Origin of the sequence: uncultured Winogradskyella sp. (assembly GCF_947501905.1) — a bacterium.
Classification (GTDB): domain Bacteria; phylum Bacteroidota; class Bacteroidia; order Flavobacteriales; family Flavobacteriaceae; genus Winogradskyella.
Window position 1 is genome coordinate 284,473 of the sequence record NZ_CANMXL010000003.1, and the last position, 18,520, is coordinate 302,992.

Below are 18,520 nucleotides of genomic sequence, written 5' to 3' on the forward strand. Positions count from 1 at the left end.
TTTGCAAATAGAATATGGCATTGCATAAGCTTTTAGTTGATGATTTTTATGACGATTCGTACGTGCTTATCGCTATTCATTGTGGGTTAGAAGATTACCGATTAGCATATATGATTAATAAGTTTTTAGGCATCAATTTAGAACGAAAGGAAAAAGATTTGGACCTAAACTACACTTCATCATCATACTCTGTATATGAGTATTATAATGCTTCTGGTGACACAACCTGGAATCTCATTGCAAATATTTGTAAAAAGGAAGAAGAGAGTTTATCTAGTAGTGGTGTTTTATTCAGTGAGGATAAAAAGGTAACCAAAACGTATAATCTACTTCCCGAATTAAAACAAGTAGATTTTTTTATAAAAATACCTAACGAAACGCAACAGATTAACGAAAAACTGATGATTAGTAAGCTACAAAACGTCCCTCAAATTATTACGAGTTACGCAGTAGATTTAACTAAAATAAAATCGAAAGAACATTTAATTTTTTAGAATTAATGATGAATAAGAAAACGAAGATAGTAGCTACGCTTGGTCCAGCTACAAGCAGTAAGAGTGTTTTAAAACAAATGTTAGAAGAAGGCGCAAACGTGTTTAGAATTAACTTTTCTCATGCCGATTATGAAGGTGTAAAGAAGCGAATTAAAATGATACGTGAGCTTAATGAAGAGTATGGTTATAACGCAGCAATTTTGGGAGATTTACAAGGCCCAAAATTACGTGTAGGTACGATGAAAGAAGAGGTTGTTGTTAATCCTGGAGATGAAATAGTCTTTGCTACCGGAAAACGTTTTGAAGGCACAAAGGAACGCGTTTATATGACTTATGATAAGTTTCCTCAAGATGCTAAACCTGGTGAGCGTATTCTTTTAGATGATGGGAAATTAATTTTCGAAGTTATTTCTACAGACGGCAAATCTGAAGTGAAAGCAAAAGTGATTCAAGGCGGGCCGTTAAAATCTAAAAAAGGTGTTAACCTTCCAAATACAAATATCTCACAACCTGCATTAACAGAGAAAGATATCGAAGATGCTATTTTCGCAATCAGCCAGAATGTAGATTGGATAGCTTTATCATTTGTGCGTCATGCGGAGGACTTAATGGAACTTCAGAAGTTAATTAGTGAGCATAGTAAAGAGAAAATTCCAATTATAGCAAAAATCGAAAAACCTGAAGCAGTAGCTAATATAGATAAGATTGTAGCATATTGCGATGGTTTAATGGTTGCTCGTGGTGATTTGGGTGTCGAAATCCCAGCCGAAGAAGTGCCATTAGTGCAAAAACAATTGGTACATCGTGCTAAACGTGCGCGTATTCCTGTAATTATTGCCACGCAAATGATGGAGACCATGATTTCTAGCTTGACGCCAACACGTGCTGAAGTTAATGATGTGGCTAACTCCGTTATGGATGGCGCAGATGCAGTCATGCTATCTGGTGAAACCTCCGTAGGGAAATATCCAGTAGAAGTGATACGTCAAATGGCTAATATTATCCGTAGTGTTGAGGATTCTTCTTTAATTGAAGTGCCACAATTGCCACCACATATCCGTACCAAAAGATATATTACTAAATCTATTTGTTATCATGCTGCAAAAATGGCAAATGAGATAGATGCCAAAGCTATTTCAACATTAACTAATAGTGGTTATACAGCGTTTCAGATTTCTGCATGGCGACCATCGGCACATATTTTAGTATTTACGTCAAATAAGCGCATGTTAACACGTTTAAGTTTACTTTGGGGTGTTACAGCCTTTCATTACGATAAGTTTGTAAGCACTGACGAAACTATCGAAGACGTTAATGCTATTGCGTGTAAAAAAGGCTATCTTGGTGTTGGCGATATGCTCATTAGTTTAGCGGCGATGCCAATTAAAGATAAGGGTATGGTAAATACTTTGAGAGTTACTGAAATAGAGAGTTGTAATTTTTAAGGAGTTTCGTTATTGCTTAGATAAATTCAGTTTTAATTGATTTTATCGGTCGATAACGAAGTTCGTGGAAAATTTTTAGAAAGTCAAGAAAATCAATCATTTAAAAGGCTGCTAAAATCTGCTTTATAAATTCTGCTAGCTCCATTGTCATAGCGGTTTATTTCCGAAAGTAACTCTTCGGCATTTGTATAACCTTCTTCTTTTTTTGTAACATTACTTCTACGACTAGTAAAGTATAATGTTTCATTGTTAACAAAAGGGCAAAATTCCATGTATTTAGAATTAATCTTTTTTCCAAGGTTTTCGGCTTTTGTCCATTCGCCATCTACATTTTTACTCATATACATATCACCAGAGCCTAATCCATCTGTGCGTCTCCAACCGCCAAAAATAATATAAGACTCATCTGGAGCAATAAAGGCATTGTATTCAGCACCTTTAGTGTTAACGCCTTCACCTAAAATTACTGGTTCGGTATATGTGCCGTTTTCCCATTTACTCATAAAAATATCATCAGCAGATTCGAGTTCTTTTTTTATAGTTGTAAAATAAAGGGTTCTATTGGCAGCTACCGCAGGGTAAAACTCGTCACCTTCAGTATTAATAGGCGCACCAATATTTTTAGGGCTAGACCAGTTATCAGTTGTTGTTGCGCGCTCCACAAACCAAATATCCATATCCTTAGTCTTTGAATTATCTTTTGAAATGGGTCTGTTAGATACAAAATAGAGTTTTAGATTATCTGGAGATAAAAAGGGTTCTAAATCGGTATACTTGCCTGAGAAGTTTGTGATTTCTGGTGCTTGCCAACTATCATTCACTTTTTCAATTTTCATAATTACAGATAGCTCTCGTCCTGGGCTTTGCAATGAAAAGTAGGCTTCTGTATCGTCAGTATTTATCGTAAAATCTCTAACATTGGTAAATTGCGAAAAGATGTTTTTAGCAAAAGGCTGAACACCCTCTTTTATGGCTTCAGTTTGCTTTGCTTCATAATCAACTTCTGGAGCTTTTATCTTTTCGTTACATGATAAAACAAGCGAAAAAGTAAGTATTGAGATAAAAAGTTGTAGTGGTTTCATGATTGATGATGTATTTAAAAAAGGGTTATAAATCTTGAACAAAGAAAACAGCATTGTTATTCAAGTCATAAAAACCAAACTCGCTAGTGCCCCAATCGGTTTTTAGTCTTAGTTTTTCTGGTTTTATAGTGCCACGGTCAACAAATTCTTCAAAAATAGGTTGTATATCATCAACAAATATTTTCACCACAGAACCGCCAAGTAGAGGGTCGTCCTCAGTATCGGCATGCCATTGTAAATGAAAGTAGATGTTTTCTCTTCGCATTACAGCATACATTGAGTCTTTGTGTAAGAGCGAAAACCCAATGTATTTTTCATACCAAGCCACATCTCTATCAATATCTTGACTCGGCAATACTGGAGATACGTGTAATAGTTTTGTCTTCATAGTTGTTACAATTTACAAGAATTAATACAACAACTTTTTTTAAAACTCAAATTTTAACTGTACGCTAACAGATTTCTTTTCCTTTTCAGCGGGTTTCTTTTTTGTAGCTTCTGTATTTAAATTAGACAAAGAAATACCTAAAAGGCGAACAGAATTATTTAGTTTTTCTTGGTAGAGTAAATTCTTTGCGGTTTCTAGTATAATGTCTTTATCGCTAATAAAATAAGGTAAGGTTTTACTTCGGGTTTGTAATGTAAAGTCACTGTACTTTATTTTTAGCGTTACTGTTTTTCCCGCTACTTTGCTTTTATCTAATCGTCTAGAAACCTCTTCGGCAATATGGTCTAGTTTCTCTAGCATAAAAATTTCTGAAGATAGATTTTCGCTAAATGTACGCTCAGCGGCTAGAGATTTTCTGATACGGTTTGGTTTTACCTGACTATTATGAATTCCTCTAACGATATGGTAATAGTAGCTTCCAGATTTTCCAAAATTTTCAGATAAATACTCAAGAGATTTGGACTTTAAATCCTTGCCAGTAAAAATTCCTTTTTGGTACATTTTTTCGGCTGTGACTTTACCGACACCATAGAATTTTCGGATATCTAAGTCTTCTAAAAACTGTAAAACATCTTCAGGATTAACCGTTTTTTGTCCGTTAGGTTTATTATAATCGCTAGCAACTTTGGCTACGAATTTATTGATAGAAATACCAGCAGAAGCTGTTAAGCCAGTATCTTCAAAAATACGTTGCCTTATTTCTTGAGCAATAATTGACGCACTAGGCATCCCTATTTTATTTTCGGTTACATCGAGGTAGGCTTCATCTAAAGAAAGCGGCTCCACCAAATCGGTATACTCATGAAATATTTTTCTAATGTTTTGAGAAACTTCATTATAGCGTGCAAAGTTGGTTCTCACAAAAATGAGTTCTGGGCACAATTTTTCTGCCAGGCGACCAGACATAGCACTTCTCACACCAAATTTACGAGCTTCGTAGCTTGCAGCACTGATGACACCACGTTTCCCACCACCACCAACAGCAATAGGTTTTCCTCGCAATTCAGGATTGTCTAACTGCTCTACAGATGCATAAAAAGCATCCATATCTACATGAATTATTTTTCGGATTGGTAAATCGTTAGACATACTGTAAATTTAGGCAATATTATGACTGAAATAGAACGAAAATTTTTAGTAAAATCTGAAGCTTTCAAAGATGAAGCTTTTAATTCTTACCCTATAAAACAAGGCTTTTTAAACAGTCATCCAGAGCGTACTGTTAGAATTCGATTGAAAAAAGATAAAGGTATTTTGACTGTGAAAGGAAAATCTACCTCTAATGGTTTAAGCCGTTTTGAATGGGAAAAAGAGATGCCTAAAAAAGAAGCCGAGGCTTTATTATTACTATGCGAAAAAGGCATTATTGATAAAACTAGGTATGAAGTCAAAGTTGGAAATCACGTGTTTGAAGTCGATGAATTCTATGGCGATAACGAAGGATTAATCGTAGCCGAAATAGAGCTTAATTCTGAAATAGAAACCTTTGAAAAACCAGATTGGTTGGGAGAAGAAGTTACAGGAGATGTTAAATATTACAATTCTAATTTAAGCCAATATCCTTTCAAAAATTGGTAACTAAAAGAAGCGAGGAGATTTAATTCGTGTTTCTTTTTTAGCAAAACTATAGCGTATTAAAACTTCATGAGAAGACGGTGCAAATTCTCTGATGTCAGATGTAATTGCATCGTAAGCATATCCTATATTGAGTTGTGGTGTTATGGCAAAGTTTACTAAGCCAGAAAACGAATCGTCATTACGATAAGAAATCCCAAGTTCTAGTTTGTTGTATAAAAGCACATTTGTATTTAGGTCAAAAGAAAATGGTGCATCAAAGGCAGATTTCATTAAAAACGAAGGTTTTAGTTTTGCTTTTTCAGATAATTCAAACACATAGCCTCCAGTAACAAAAAAATGTTGGGTCTCCGAGCCTAAACGATTCCCATTGGCATTGAGATGCACTGAGCTCAAAAAATTAGGAATAGAAATTCCTGCATAATAGCTTTCAGTAAAGTAGAATAATCCAGCGCCAATATTCGGTGTTGTACTACTTATGTTTTCACTAAAAAATGGGTCGTTTGGGTCAAAAACGGTTAAATTATTTAGCCCAATATTATGGAACGTAGCACCTACTTTTAATCCAAATGCAAGTTTGTGATTTTCTTTAAGGGTCACGGTATAACCTATATCTGCATAAACATTGGTTTCTTTTACTGGTCCTAATTGGTCCGCAATAACAGAAAGCCCAGCACCCATATTCTCAGAGAGTTTAAAGTTGCCAAAAAAGGTACTTGTTTGTGGAGCGCCATCAATTTCTGTCCATTGATTGCGATATAATAGACCAAGATTTAGATTCTCTGTAGCGCCAACATAAGCTGGATTTATCACGGGCATATTGTACATGTATTGCGTGTATTGTGGGTCTTGTTGCGAGAAGCCAATAAGACAATACAAACACAGAATTGTACAATAGAAGTGTTTCATTTTAGCTGTCTTCTTTCAACTCAATATAAACTGGAAAGTGATCACTATAACCACCTTTATATCGCTTACCTACATAAGTTCTAAAAGGTTGTCCTTTATATTTACCATGGTATTGGGTTAAGAATTTTGAGTTAAACACATTTGCTTCGGATAAATTGAATTGGGTAGAAGTGGCATTAAAAAAGTTAGTAGATATTAAAATTTGATCAAACAAATGCCATTCAAAATTATGGTTTAAGCTTCCTTTTTCTCGAGTAGAAACTTTTTTAAATGGGTTATAGAGATTTGATTTCTCTTCTATAGATAATAGGCTATTATTCTGAGGCGTATCGTTAAAATCTCCCATAACAATGATTTTTGGGTCATCGTAGTTTTTATTTAAAACCTCTACAACACGATTTACTGTAGCGGCGGCAGCCAAACGTTTATGCTCAGTTTCTTGTTGACCTTGACGTCTTGATGACCAATGATTAACAATAATGTGTACTTGTTCATCATTTAAACGGCCAGTGACTAATAAAACATCTCTAGTATAATCACGATTTCCATCTTCTTTTGTAAGGTAAACTGCAAAAGGTTCGGAATGTGAAACTTTGAAAACATCTGTGTTATAAATTAAGGCCACATCAATGCCACGTTCATCGGAAGAGTCATAATGCACGATGTCGTAATTGTAATGCTTCAGGAATTTACTTTTAATTAAGTCTTCTACAACGTATTCATTTTCAACTTCGGCTAGACCTACAATTGCAGGAGGAGAATCAACATCTTCTTCGCCAATTTGTGAAATAACCCGACCTAGTTTCTTTAGTTTTTTTTCATAGCGTTTGGTAGTCCAACGTTTGGCAGAAGTTGGTAAAAAATCATCATCATTAGTATGTTCGTCATCTTTTGTGTCGAACAAGTTTTCGATATTATAAAATGCAATCGTGTGTTTGTTACTCATAAGGCTAAAGATATGACTAAAATTGATAAATTGATATGAGGCAATTGCCTAAATTTGCACTTTAAATACTCCGTAACAAAACGGAATCAAAGCCTTATTCAACTTTAAGGCACTAAAATAATTTATGCTAGAAAAAAAAGACATAAGCCTGGAGAAGGTTGTGCTTATAGGAATTGTTACCAAAGACCAGGATGAAGTTACATCTAAGGAATACTTGGACGAACTAGAGTTTTTGACATATACTGCTGGAGGAGAAGTCGTAAAGCGCTACACTCAGAAACTAGACATGCCTAATCCTAAAACTTTTATTGGTAGCGGAAAGATGAATGATGTACAAGAGTTTGTAAAAGCTAATGAAATAGGTACTGTTATTTTTGACGACGAATTATCTCCGGCACAAGAACGTAATATTAGTAAAATCCTAAATTGTAAAATTCTTGACCGTACCAATCTTATTCTTGACATTTTTGCTCAGCGTGCGCAAACTAGCTATGCACGTACTCAAGTAGAATTGGCACAATGCCAGTATTTATTACCGCGATTAAAAGGAATGTGGACTCACCTTGAACGACAAAAAGGAGGTATTGGTATGCGTGGTCCTGGTGAAACGGAGATTGAAACAGATAGGCGTATTGTACGTGATAAAATATCACTTTTAAAGGCAAAGATTAAAACCATAGACAAACAAATGGCTGTGCAACGTGGTAACCGTGGCAAAATGGTACGCGTGGCTTTAGTAGGTTATACCAATGTTGGTAAATCTACCTTGATGAATGTCATTAGTAAGTCTGAGGTTTTTGCCGAAAACAAACTCTTTGCAACCTTAGATACTACTGTACGCAAAGTGGTAATTGGCAATTTGCCTTTTTTAGTAAGTGATACGGTTGGTTTTATTAGAAAACTACCTACGCAATTAGTAGAGTCTTTTAAAAGTACTTTGGATGAGGTTAGAGAAGCAGATTTGTTATTACACGTTGTAGATATTTCGCATTCTAATTTTGAAGAGCATATCGAATCTGTGAATCAGATTTTGGACGAGATACAAAGCAAAGATAAACCAACGATTATGGTGTTTAATAAGATTGATGCTTATGAAGCTCAACCTTATGATGAAGAGGATTTAATTATAGAGCGAACAAAAGCCAATTACTCTATAGACGAATGGAAACAAACATGGATGTCTAAAATTGGCGATAATGCGTTGTTTATTTCTGCATTAAATAAAGAAAATCTAGACGAATTTAGAAAGCGTGTGTATAAAGAAGTTCGTGAAATACATGTCACACGTTTTCCATACAATCACTTTTTATATCCTGATGTTGAGGATATTCAGTAAAAAAAGAGGTCTCAATTGAGACCTCTTTTTTATTTACATTATTTAAGTTATTAGAAATTATAACTCAAACCAATGGTGTAATACGATTGTAAATCATTATCGGCTGCTTCTAAAGTAGTGCCTTGGAAGTTAGCTGCTTCTTGTCTATTGCTTCGTAGTCCAAAATCAAAACCTACACCTATACCTTTCCATAAGGTATAACTAAAAGAATTAATCCATGTCCAGTTAGATAAATCACTATCTTCATAGCTTTGAAAAGCTGATAGGTTAGTTTTAAATTTTACTTTACCTAATTGCTTCGTGTAATCAGCTACTATTTTAGCACCAAAAGATGAATCGAAAACAGTATCACCACTAGAGAACACAAAGTTGTAGTTTGCAGGATGAATTACAACAACTAAATCTGTAATTGGTGTCCATGTAAAACCAACACCAACACCAAGATCTAGATAGCCTGGGTCGTTAAAGTTATTTAATAATGTTGTTCTGTATTCCATTAAACCAGAAACAGCCCACTTATCATTTAATCTCTGTCCATATAGCGATGTAAGGTTAAAAACATCTGTAGTTGGCTCAAAATCATCACTATCTAATGGATTGTCCTCATCATCAAGTTTGGTCCAGTTAAGATTTAAGTTTAAGCTATTTCTCCAGAAATATTTATCCTCAATTTTATTAGCAAATGCATTTACTGTAAAACCAATACTACCAGAAGAATTGTTTGGAGCACCTTGCGCATACCAATTACTAAATTGTGATAAACTACCACCAATAGTTCCAAAAGCACCAACGCGCCATCCTGGTAATGCATCTATTTGTGCTTGCAAAGCATTTGCCTCTCCCTGATACTTATCTGCTTCAGCTTGTTTTTCGGCTTTTTGTTTTTGTAATTCTTCTTTAGTTTGAGAAAACCCAAAGCTAAAAGTTAGGACTAGTATTAATGATAAAATAAATTTGGTTTTCATAAGTTAAAAGTTTTATGGATTGTTATGCAAATATAGTAATTGTAAGAAATGAAGTACTAATTGATTGAATAGATTCAACACTACAGATAAGTAAAACTATTTTCTTCTTTTGTAAAGCGGTACTGAAGAACAGGCTTCTCCAAACATTATAGATTTGGCAATAGGTTTTAACTTTTGTGATAATAAAACAAGTGCATTTGCAGGTACAGGCTTGTTAGAACACCCTTTGATAATTACAGGCATATCTTTATAATCCAAAGTATTTAATTCTGAAATTATCTGTGCGTAAAGAATAGATTCTAATTGGTCTAAATTGCCAATTACACTCAATTTCGCAATGTCTTGAAGTTGAACAGAAATAAGCATGTACGCCCAATCAGGTACAATGGCATCTGTTGAGCAGTATAAAGCTACATATGCATCTTGGTATTGGGACCAATCGTGCTCTACAACATGTTTTCTAAAGTCTTTTTCACGAAGAACTAAACCTTCAAATAACCAATCCTTAATATCAAAAACAATGCGTTTTCCTTCAGGATAAAAATCTTCTAAATCAATAACTTGCAGTTTACTATTTGCGACTCTATTTATAATTTCGTCTGCCATTATTCATTCACTTTATAGCGCCTTAAGCCGTAATTAGTGTCTTCTTTTTCAACATAGTTTAAGGCAATTTTACTACCATTATGGACTGGCTTTTCTATTTTAGAAGAATGGATTTTTTCGTAAGTATCCACATCAATCGAAGTTCTATGTTCTAAATATTCAAACAATTTTATAGGCTTAATTTTAGACGCCCAATCTGGTTGAACAGTACCTTCAAAAACTTTAGATTTTGAACCGCTACCATAACCAATAAGTCCAATGGTATTACCTGATATTTCTTTGGAAGTATTTAGGCTATTAGACAGATAACTTAATAGCGACATAAATATTGATGCGGTATACATGTTACCAATCTCAGATGATGCTAATTCGCCAGCAGAAATATTTTCTAAAATAAAGTCGCTATAAAGCTTAGATTTATAAGCGCTCTTCTGCCATGTTTTAGCATCGGTATCTTCAGGCTTACCAACCTCTTTTATTAAAGTGTTGTAAACCGGAGTTTCTTTTATCCAACTTAACCAATTATCAAAAATAATACGACGCCCATGATAAGCATAAGGCAAATGGAAAACGATTTGTTTCCAGCTATTTGCAAAGTCTGTTTTTTTCTGAGCATAAAAATGCTCTAAAGCTTCAGTTATTCTATCGGCATAACATGCGTTTGAGAACTGACCATCAAAAACAGGTTCTTCTTTAAAGACTTCTACAACTTCATTAGTGTCGGACCAAAATTGAGATGATGTAGACTTTATGAAAGTATCAATGGTTTCTGCAGAAGCATCAATTTTAAGCTCTGTAAGTACAGATTTTAATAATTCGGATTTTTTGTATGTACGACGCGGCTTAAAGAAATCACCTTCACTTTTAGAAGCAACACCCCAAGTATTATTTATTGATAAAATAGAAGGATTATGGCTTACCAAAACAGCAACAGCTCCAGCACCTTGAGTATACTCGCCAGTTGAATTAATATCATATTTTGAAAGGTCAGAAGCAATAACTACAGCCTTTCTATCTTTGTCTTGCTTAACCCAATCAAGACTGTTGTGTAATGCATCTACAGCACCAACACAAGCAAAGGTCATATCTAGAATATCACAATTTTTAAAACTGCGTTCTCCGTACGTTTTTGATAGTTCTCTTTCTACTATCTCTACAGCATATGTTGCAGTTGGTTTAGAACCATCTACAGCACTTTCGGTACCTAAATACACACGACCAATGTCGTTAGGGTCTATATTGTTCTGAGAAATTAAATTTAAAAGTGCATTAGCAGCAAATGTTGCTGCATCCTCACCAATATTAGGTACTGCCATTTTTTGGAGACCTAAACCACGTTTTAGTTTTTCTGCAGGAATACCTCTGGCTTCCGCCAAATTATCCATTGACACATAAAGTTGTGGAACGTAAAAGGCTATAGCATCTATTCCTGTAGTATTCATAATTGGAGAATTATAACATTCCTAATTCTAACTTTGCCTCTTCGCTCATTAAATCATTAGACCAAGGTGGGTCGAATGTAATTTCTACTTCGGCATCTTTAACCTCGTTTATAGATTTCACTTTTTCTTCCACTTCTAGAGGCAAAGTTTCTGCCACAGGACAGTTTGGAGATGTTAAGGTCATTAAGATTTTTACATCATAATCCTCATTTACAAAAACATCATATATTAAACCTAATTCGTAGATGTCTACTGGAATTTCAGGGTCGTAAATCGTTTTAATAACCTTCACGATTTTCTCACCAAGTACATTTGTATCTATCGTTGTCTCACTCATTTTAATTCAATTGTGTTTGGTATGCAATGGCATACATTTTTAACTGCTTTATCATGCTCACTAAGCCATTAGCTCTTGTTGGCGATAAATGCTCTTTCAGTCCAATTTTATCTATAAAATCGGTATTGGCCTCAATAATTGCTGTAGGATGTTGATTGGAAAACGCACGAATTAAAATGGCAATAATACCCTTGGTAATAATAGCATCACTATCTGCAGTAAAAGCCACTTTATCATCATTCATATTAGCATGCACCCAAACTTTACTCTGGCAACCTTTAATAATATTGTCATCAGTTTTGTGAGCATCGTCAATTAGAGGTAATGTCTTCCCTAAATCAATCATATATTGGTAACGCTCTTCCCAATCATCAAACATTGAAAATTCGTCAATAATTTCGTTTTGAATCTCTTCAATAGTCATTGCTAATTCTTTGAAAGCAAAATTACTACTGTTTTTTTACTTTCTCTGCTATTGCTAACACTTTATTAACGAGTTTTTCAATCTCCTTTGGTGGAAAACCCTCGTCAAAACTTGGTGTCATGTAGACAACGTCACCTTGTTTTATAGATAAGGTCGTGTGAGCTGCGCCATCATAAAGGCGTTTATCTGTAGGTGCTTTTAGACTTTGAAATGTTTTTCTATCAATAGCATCTAGTAGTTGTTCTATCTCCTCCCAGTCTTTAGCATCACATGTATACTCATCCATTTTTTGAAGACTTCTGTCTTCTGATAGAGTTACCTTAGCTTTAGAAATATAGGCATACTTTGCAAAACCTCTAGAGCGAGCTTCATATATAACTGCAACATCATAATTTTGACCAATAGCTTTTTGTTTATCTGTCATCATTTGCTTTTCTGCTTTGGGAGTTGCATTAGATTCATTAGAATTTGTTGTTGTCTGTTTTTGTGAATTACATGAACCCGTTAAAAAGAATAAGGTCACTACACTGAATAAAAATTTCATAATAAAAGTATTTTAAAAGTGTAAGTTACACTTTTGATGCCAAAAAAAGGAGCTTCTATAGAAGCTCCTTTTAAAATTGATATTTTTTAGTGTCTTTAGTTTCCTACCAAGGATGCTCTTGCGCCACCTGGAGCAAAAACAGCACGCATTCTTGCTTTTTGACCTTCAGTAAATAAGCCCATACAATCATCATCAGAGTAATCCATATAGTTTTCTACCATATCAGTAGTTCTACAACTTCTTTCTCCTAAATCACAACCATAGTTTGGAGCATCTGAAGAAGGTGTATCAGACACAAAATCATCTTGACGACATCTTCCATCACCCCAAATATGACGCAAGTTCATCCAGTGACCTACTTCATGAGTTGTAGTACGACCACCATCAAAAGGAGCCTGTGCTGTACCAGTTGTACCAAAATATTGAGGAGACATTACAACACCATCTGTAGAAGCATTACCTCCTGGGAATTGAGCATAACCTAAGATACCGCCTCCAATATTAGCAACCCACATAGTTAAATAACCGGGTTGTGCTGGGTAAACAGACTTTACAGCATTGTTTGTGCCCCATGAAGATGTAGAGTTAAACTGTCTATCAACAACAGGAGTCATAAAATTGATATCCACATCAGCACCTAACCCTTGGAATTCTGCACGTACATCATTGAAATTAGTATCATTAAAATCAGCATTAAGTACTGCCATTTGAGAATTAATTTGTGCATCACTGATGTTCTGACTAGAGTTAGAGTAGATTACATAAATGTATACTGGGATGTTAAGTGTTCCAAGACCATCATCGACTGGGTCTCCACCGCCACCATCTCCATCGCCGCCGCCGTTACCGCCGCCGCCATTTCCATTGCCGTTACCACCGCCATTTCCTCCAGGAGGTCTAGCATTAGCCATAAATTGGCGAGAATGGAGCTCTACTTCGTACATACTTTCGTATAATCCAGGGTTATCATTAAGTTGACGATTAAGAATTGTCATTGAACTACAGTTTTTTCCGTTTACAACTCTAGCATTAGTCCCATCTTCTGTAGCATCTGTGTATAAATAGAAGTCACTCATGTCTACTTTTGCCTGTTCTTGTTCAAGGTTGTTGTCGTCACTACATCCTGCAAAAAGAAGCGCCATTACAGCAACTCTTAAAATCGTTTTTTTCATTTTTTGTTGGTTTTTTGGTTAAAAATTTTCACGAATATAAAATTATTTGTTAAAAATTTAACAAATACACAAAATATTTATCTACAAATCGATAAAGTGCATGGCCGAAATAAAAAAAGCACCTACAAAAGGTGCTAATTATTTGACCAAATATGTTGAAAGATTTTACGATAGCATCATCACTGCCTTTTTAAGTGCAGTAATAAAAGTATCTATTTCTTCTTTAGTGTTGTAGAACATAAATGAAGCACGAATAGTCCCTGGGATTTGATAAAAATCCATTATGGGTTGTGCACAATGATGACCCGTACGTACAGCAATTCCCATTTTATCGAGGATAGTTCCGATATCATAAGGGTGAATATTGCCTACGTTAAATGAGATTACAGATGTCTTTTCTTTTGCTGTACCGTAAATCTTTAAATCGTCTATCTGAAGCATTTGCTCGGTAGCATAAACTAGAAGTTTATTTTCATAAGAAGCTATAACGTCAAAACCAATAGCATTCATGTAATCTAAAGCAGCACCAAAAGCGATGCCTCCACATACGTTTGGTGTACCAGCTTCAAACTTATGAGGTAAATCTGCATAAGTCGTTTTCTCAAAAGAGACTTCAGCAATCATTTCGCCACCACCTTGATAAGGCGGTAATTTTTTGAGCCATTCTTCTTTCCCGTAGAGCATACCAACGCCTGTTGGGCCACATATTTTATGAGCAGAACACACATAGAAATCTACATCCAAAGCTTGTACATCTGGTCTTATATGCGGGCAAGATTGTGCACCATCAACTAAAACGGCAGCATTAACAGCATGTGCTTTTTCGATAATATATTTAATAGGATTTATAGTTCCCAGTGCATTAGAAATATGATTAACAAATACAAGTTTGGTGTTTTCATTTAATAACTCATCGAATTCATTTAAAATTAATTCCCCATTAGTATTCATGGGTATAACTTTTAAACTTGCTCCTGTACGCTCACATAACATTTGCCAAGGCACAATATTACTATGATGCTCTAAAGCAGAAACTATGATTTCATCTTCTTTTTTTAGTATGGATGAAAAGCCATTTGCCACTAAATTAATGCCATGTGTTGTTCCCGAGGTATAAATAATCTCATGTGCATGTTTAGCATTAAAATGCTTTTGGATTTTTATACGAGCTTGCTCATAAGCATCTGTTGCTTCTTGGCTTAAAGCATGTACTCCACGATGAATGTTAGCATTATAATTACTGTAATAATCTACTATAACATCGATTACCTGTTGAGGTGTTTGTGATGTCGCTGCATTATCGAAATAGATTAATGGCTTACCATTAACTTCTCTATTGAGAATTGGAAAGTCTTTTCTTATAGTATCTACGTTAAAGGCAATATGTTTATGAGTAGTATTCATCTACAAATCAAACCCGATATTAACGCCTAATTTTTGAGCGATTAGCTTGGTAATCCTACTTTTAATTTCAGGGATTTTTACAGAATCTAAAACGTTGTTACTAAACGCAAACATTAATAAGCCTCTTGCCTCTTTCTCTGGAATTCCACGAGAGCGTAAATAGAACATTGCACTTTCGTCTAATTGCCCAATAGTACAACCATGTGTACATCTTACATCATCCGCAAAAATCTCTAGTTGAGGTTTTGTGTTTATTGTTGCTTTATCACTTACTAAAATATTATTGTTAGCCTGAAAAGCGTTTGTTTTTTGTGCTTCCTTTTCAACCACAACTTTACCATTAAATACGCCAGTAGAGTTAGCATCAAAAATACCTTTGTAATCTTGGTGAGATTCGCAATTTGGTTCAATATGATGCACTAAAGTATTGTGGTCCACGTGCTGTTTATCTCCAATGATGGTAATACCTTTCATTGTAGAGTCTATGCGTTCACCGTTTTGATAAAAATTAAGGTTATTACGTGTTAATTTTCCACCAAAAGAAAAGGTATGTACCTTAGCTAAACTTTCTTGTTTTTGGTTGATGAATGTATTGTCTATAAGCGATGCCGATTGCTTGTCATTCTGAATTTTGTAGTAATCTACAATAGCGCGCTTATTAGCAAAAATTTCAGTAACACTATTTGTAAGTACAGGGTTTTCAGTTAAGCTCTGATGTCTTTCAATAATCTGAACATGAGAGTTCTCATCAACAACAATCAAATTTCTTGGTTGTAGCATTAAAGCAGCTTCATTTCCTGTAGAAAAATGAATAATTTGTATTGGCTTTTCAACCACTTTATTCTTAGGAATATGGATGTAAGCCCCTTCTGCTGAAAACGCGGTATTTAAAGAAGATAGTCCATCTTTTGTAGCTATTTTATTGAAGTAATTATCAATAATCACCTTATACTTTGGCTTAGTTAATGCAGAAGACATTAAGCAAACATCAATACCATCATGTGTTGTTGCAGACAAATGAGAAGAGTACTTACCATCTACAAATATGATTTTGTAAGCATCTATGTCATGGATAAAATACTTCTTTATGTCTTTATATTCTAAAGCTTCATTTTCTTTAGGGAAAACACTAAAATCATTTTTTAAAATAGATTTTAAAGACGTGTATTTCCATGCTTCAAGCTTTTTATGAGGAAAACCTTGAGCTTCAAATGCTTTCATCGCATCTATTCTTATGTCATGCACCGATGAATCTACATCTACTGTATTTTCAAAAGCCATGAAGGACGATACTAGTTTTTCTTTTAATTCCATTGCTTATTAATTAAGCGTTTACTTCTTCTTTAATCCAGTCGTAACCTTTAGCTTCTAACTCATGAGCCAACTCTGCGGTTCCTGATTTTACGATGCGTCCATTATATAAAACATGTACAAAATCTGGAACGATATGGTCTAAAAGACGTTGGTAGTGTGTAATTACAACAACCGCATTGTCTTTAGATTTTAGCTTGTTAACACCATTAGCCACAATTCGTAAGGCATCGATATCTAAACCAGAATCTGTCTCATCAAGGATTGCTAATTTTGGCCCTAACATTGCCATTTGAAAAATCTCATTTCGCTTTTTTTCACCACCAGAAAAGCCTTCGTTTAAAGAACGTGATAAGAACTTACGGTCTATTTCTAGAAGTTCAGCTTTTTCACGGATAAGCTTTAGCATTTGATTTGCTGGCATATCTTCTAAACCTTTTGCTTTACGAGTTTCGTTTATAGCAGTTTTCATAAAGTTAGTTACACTAACTCCAGGAATTTCTACTGGATATTGAAAGGATAAAAATATACCTTTATGTGCACGTTCTTCTGCACTTAGCTCTTCTAAATCTTCGCCATCTAAGATAATTTCGCCATCTTCTACTTCATACTCTTCTTTACCAGCAATTACTGAAGCCAAGGTACTTTTTCCTGAACCATTTGGTCCCATGATTGCATGAACTTCGCCAGGCTTAACATCTAGGTTAATACCTCTTAAAATTGGTTTGTCCTCAACGCTAGCGTGAAGGTTATTTATCTTTAACATAGTCTTAGTTTTCTATTTTAATAACGTCGTTTTGTTCTGGGTCTGGCGCTTCAACCTTAATGGTTTCTTTTATTTCTACAAAGAATTGCCAAGCATCTTCTTTATTACTTTCAAAGCGTTTAGCTCTAACTGTAACAGGCACCATATCTGTTGGCTCTTTTTTGAACGCTTTAACTTTTTCGTTTAAAGCTTTCATGTTATCGTCGATAACAACACCGTAGATAGAGTTTGATGTTTGTATAACTGCAGCATTCTGATTTTCATCATATATAAAATCGCCTTTTAGTGTAATAAGACCATCATTTTGGTCGTAAGATTTTGAAGCATCAACCTCAGTAGTTATGGTTTCAGTTTTCGAATCATTTTTGCACGAAACAAATAAGGTAACGCACAAAATAAGTGTGAAAATATGTTTTGTCATTAGTCTAAATAATTTGGAGAATGTGGAACTCTAATTAAATCTTCTCTACTATGCTGAATAAAAACATCTGCATTGTTTTCTTTAGCAAAAGCTTCAAAAGCTTCCATGCTTTTTAATGTCATTTCTGCATCAAAGTTAAAACTTGGTACACGCTTATGTTCTCGGTTTTCTTGAAGATGATACAAATCTCCTGTTAGTAGAATATTACCATAAGTATTAAGCTTTAAGAATAAAACTTGATGCCCTGGGGTATGTCCAGGCATTGATTTAATAACAACCGTACCATCTCCAAAAACATCATGGTCCCCGTTAAGCTTTTGCACTTTAGTTAACGCTGCAATTGGCGGATAGTTATCTCCTTTTTTCTGCTCTTCACTAGTTATAAAATCATATTCTGCTTCTTGAACCAACCATGTCGATGCTGCAAACTTTGAAGCAGAACCTGTGTGATCAAAATGCGTATGAGATACCGCGATATAATCAAAATCTTCAGGTGTTAATTTTAATTCTGCTAGTTGTGATATAACAGAATCATTTCTTGAAACAGTAAAAGCACCATTAGGTGTTGTAAAAGGTTCTTGACCTACTAATCCTTCAGCTAAACCAGCATCCCATAACATTCGTCCTTTAGGGTGTTCTATAACATAAAAGGCATTAGAAAACGTTTTTGATTGTCCTGTATAAGTGGTGTCTTGAGAAAATAGTTCAAGATTATTAACTCTAATTTTTCCACCATCAAGAACATAAAGTTTTACACCTTCTTTTTTTGAAGCTTTAGCTTCTTTTTGAGCGTCATTATAGCCATCTTTTACACCTTCTTTAAAGTCTTTACATGACGAAAAAGTTAAAGTAACTACTAATAAAATGATTAGTTTTTTCATGGTTGTATATAT

Annotated in this window: 21 protein-coding genes; 4 read left to right on the forward strand and 17 right to left on the reverse strand. The window is 34.7% G+C overall.

Annotated elements, in window-relative coordinates:
- The first annotated feature begins 14 nt into the window (after positions 1-14).
- The gene (locus Q0770_RS08175; RefSeq protein ID WP_299115852.1) at positions 15-494 is read left to right on the forward strand and encodes an IPExxxVDY family protein; all 480 of its coding nucleotides are present in this window, start codon (positions 15-17) and stop codon (positions 492-494) included.
- Between the two features lie 5 nt (positions 495-499).
- Positions 500-1,939, forward strand: coding sequence for a pyruvate kinase (gene pyk, locus Q0770_RS08180; protein ID WP_299115854.1), 1,440 nt, complete (start codon positions 500-502; stop codon positions 1,937-1,939).
- Positions 1,940-2,031: 92 nt separating this feature from the next.
- Here the strand turns inward: pyk and Q0770_RS08185 are convergent, their stop codons facing one another.
- Genes Q0770_RS08185 through dinB form a run of 3 tightly spaced genes read right to left on the reverse strand, consistent with a single transcriptional unit; the run spans position 2,032 to position 4,558 of the window.
- The gene (locus Q0770_RS08185; protein ID WP_299115856.1) at positions 2,032-3,021 is read right to left on the reverse strand and encodes a hypothetical protein; all 990 of its coding nucleotides are present in this window, start codon (positions 3,019-3,021) and stop codon (positions 2,032-2,034) included.
- 25 nt (positions 3,022-3,046) lie between these two features.
- Entirely contained in the window at positions 3,047-3,409 is a 363-nt protein-coding gene (locus tag Q0770_RS08190) for a glyoxalase/bleomycin resistance/extradiol dioxygenase family protein (protein ID WP_299115858.1), read from the reverse strand.
- Positions 3,410-3,448: 39 nt separating this feature from the next.
- A complete protein-coding gene (dinB, locus tag Q0770_RS08195; protein ID WP_299115860.1) occupies positions 3,449-4,558 on the reverse strand; it encodes a DNA polymerase IV in 1,110 nt (369 codons plus the stop codon).
- A 21-nt stretch (positions 4,559-4,579) separates the two neighbouring features.
- Here dinB and Q0770_RS08200 point away from each other — a divergent pair, with 21 nt between their 5' ends.
- Complete coding sequence (locus tag Q0770_RS08200; RefSeq protein ID WP_299115862.1) at positions 4,580-5,047, forward strand: CYTH domain-containing protein; 468 nt, start codon at positions 4,580-4,582, stop codon at positions 5,045-5,047.
- On the opposite strand, the gene Q0770_RS08205 is transcribed toward Q0770_RS08200, so the two are convergent.
- Complete coding sequence (locus tag Q0770_RS08205; RefSeq protein WP_299115864.1) at positions 5,048-5,953, reverse strand: type IX secretion system membrane protein PorP/SprF; 906 nt, start codon at positions 5,951-5,953, stop codon at positions 5,048-5,050.
- A 1-nt stretch (position 5,954) separates the two neighbouring features.
- The gene (locus Q0770_RS08210) at positions 5,955-6,899 is read right to left on the reverse strand and encodes an endonuclease (protein WP_299115866.1); all 945 of its coding nucleotides are present in this window, start codon (positions 6,897-6,899) and stop codon (positions 5,955-5,957) included.
- Between the two features lie 124 nt (positions 6,900-7,023).
- Between Q0770_RS08210 and hflX the strand changes: the two genes are divergently transcribed.
- The gene (gene hflX, locus Q0770_RS08215) at positions 7,024-8,235 is read left to right on the forward strand and encodes a GTPase HflX (protein ID WP_299115868.1); all 1,212 of its coding nucleotides are present in this window, start codon (positions 7,024-7,026) and stop codon (positions 8,233-8,235) included.
- A gap of 50 nt (positions 8,236-8,285) precedes the next feature.
- Here hflX and Q0770_RS08220 read toward each other — a convergent pair whose 3' ends face one another.
- The 12 genes from Q0770_RS08220 to Q0770_RS08275 form a co-directional block, all read right to left on the reverse strand.
- Positions 8,286-9,200 carry a DUF3078 domain-containing protein gene (locus tag Q0770_RS08220; protein ID WP_299115870.1) on the reverse strand — a complete coding sequence of 305 codons (915 nt, stop codon included), beginning with the start codon at positions 9,198-9,200 and terminating at the stop codon, positions 8,286-8,288.
- Positions 9,201-9,296: 96 nt separating this feature from the next.
- On the reverse strand, positions 9,297-9,806 hold the full coding sequence (locus Q0770_RS08225; RefSeq protein ID WP_299115872.1) for a DUF2480 family protein: 510 nt from the start codon (positions 9,804-9,806) through the stop codon (positions 9,297-9,299).
- Positions 9,806-11,248 (reverse strand): hydroxymethylglutaryl-CoA synthase family protein, encoded by a 1,443-nt coding sequence (locus Q0770_RS08230; protein ID WP_299115874.1) that lies wholly within the window; start codon positions 11,246-11,248, stop codon positions 9,806-9,808. The genes Q0770_RS08225 and Q0770_RS08230 overlap by 1 nt, the downstream gene beginning before the upstream one ends.
- A gap of 10 nt (positions 11,249-11,258) precedes the next feature.
- Entirely contained in the window at positions 11,259-11,585 is a 327-nt protein-coding gene (locus tag Q0770_RS08235; protein WP_299115876.1) for an iron-sulfur cluster assembly protein, read from the reverse strand.
- A gap of 1 nt (position 11,586) precedes the next feature.
- Positions 11,587-12,009, reverse strand: coding sequence for a SufE family protein (locus Q0770_RS08240; protein WP_299115878.1), 423 nt, complete (start codon positions 12,007-12,009; stop codon positions 11,587-11,589).
- 25 nt (positions 12,010-12,034) lie between these two features.
- Positions 12,035-12,553, reverse strand: coding sequence for a hypothetical protein (locus Q0770_RS08245; RefSeq protein ID WP_299115880.1), 519 nt, complete (start codon positions 12,551-12,553; stop codon positions 12,035-12,037).
- Positions 12,554-12,648: 95 nt separating this feature from the next.
- The gene (locus tag Q0770_RS08250) at positions 12,649-13,725 is read right to left on the reverse strand and encodes a zinc metalloprotease (protein ID WP_299115882.1); all 1,077 of its coding nucleotides are present in this window, start codon (positions 13,723-13,725) and stop codon (positions 12,649-12,651) included.
- A 165-nt stretch (positions 13,726-13,890) separates the two neighbouring features.
- Positions 13,891-15,129, reverse strand: coding sequence for an aminotransferase class V-fold PLP-dependent enzyme (locus tag Q0770_RS08255; RefSeq protein ID WP_299115884.1), 1,239 nt, complete (start codon positions 15,127-15,129; stop codon positions 13,891-13,893).
- Positions 15,130-16,443 carry a Fe-S cluster assembly protein SufD gene (sufD, locus tag Q0770_RS08260; protein ID WP_299115886.1) on the reverse strand — a complete coding sequence of 438 codons (1,314 nt, stop codon included), beginning with the start codon at positions 16,441-16,443 and terminating at the stop codon, positions 15,130-15,132.
- A 10-nt stretch (positions 16,444-16,453) separates the two neighbouring features.
- Positions 16,454-17,206 (reverse strand): Fe-S cluster assembly ATPase SufC, encoded by a 753-nt coding sequence (gene sufC, locus Q0770_RS08265; protein WP_299115888.1) that lies wholly within the window; start codon positions 17,204-17,206, stop codon positions 16,454-16,456.
- Positions 17,207-17,210: 4 nt separating this feature from the next.
- The gene (locus tag Q0770_RS08270; protein WP_299115890.1) at positions 17,211-17,627 is read right to left on the reverse strand and encodes a hypothetical protein; all 417 of its coding nucleotides are present in this window, start codon (positions 17,625-17,627) and stop codon (positions 17,211-17,213) included.
- Positions 17,627-18,508 carry an N-acyl homoserine lactonase family protein gene (locus Q0770_RS08275; RefSeq protein ID WP_299115892.1) on the reverse strand — a complete coding sequence of 294 codons (882 nt, stop codon included), beginning with the start codon at positions 18,506-18,508 and terminating at the stop codon, positions 17,627-17,629. Before Q0770_RS08275 ends, Q0770_RS08270 begins: the two co-directional genes overlap by 1 nt.
- Positions 18,509-18,520 lie beyond the last annotated feature (12 nt).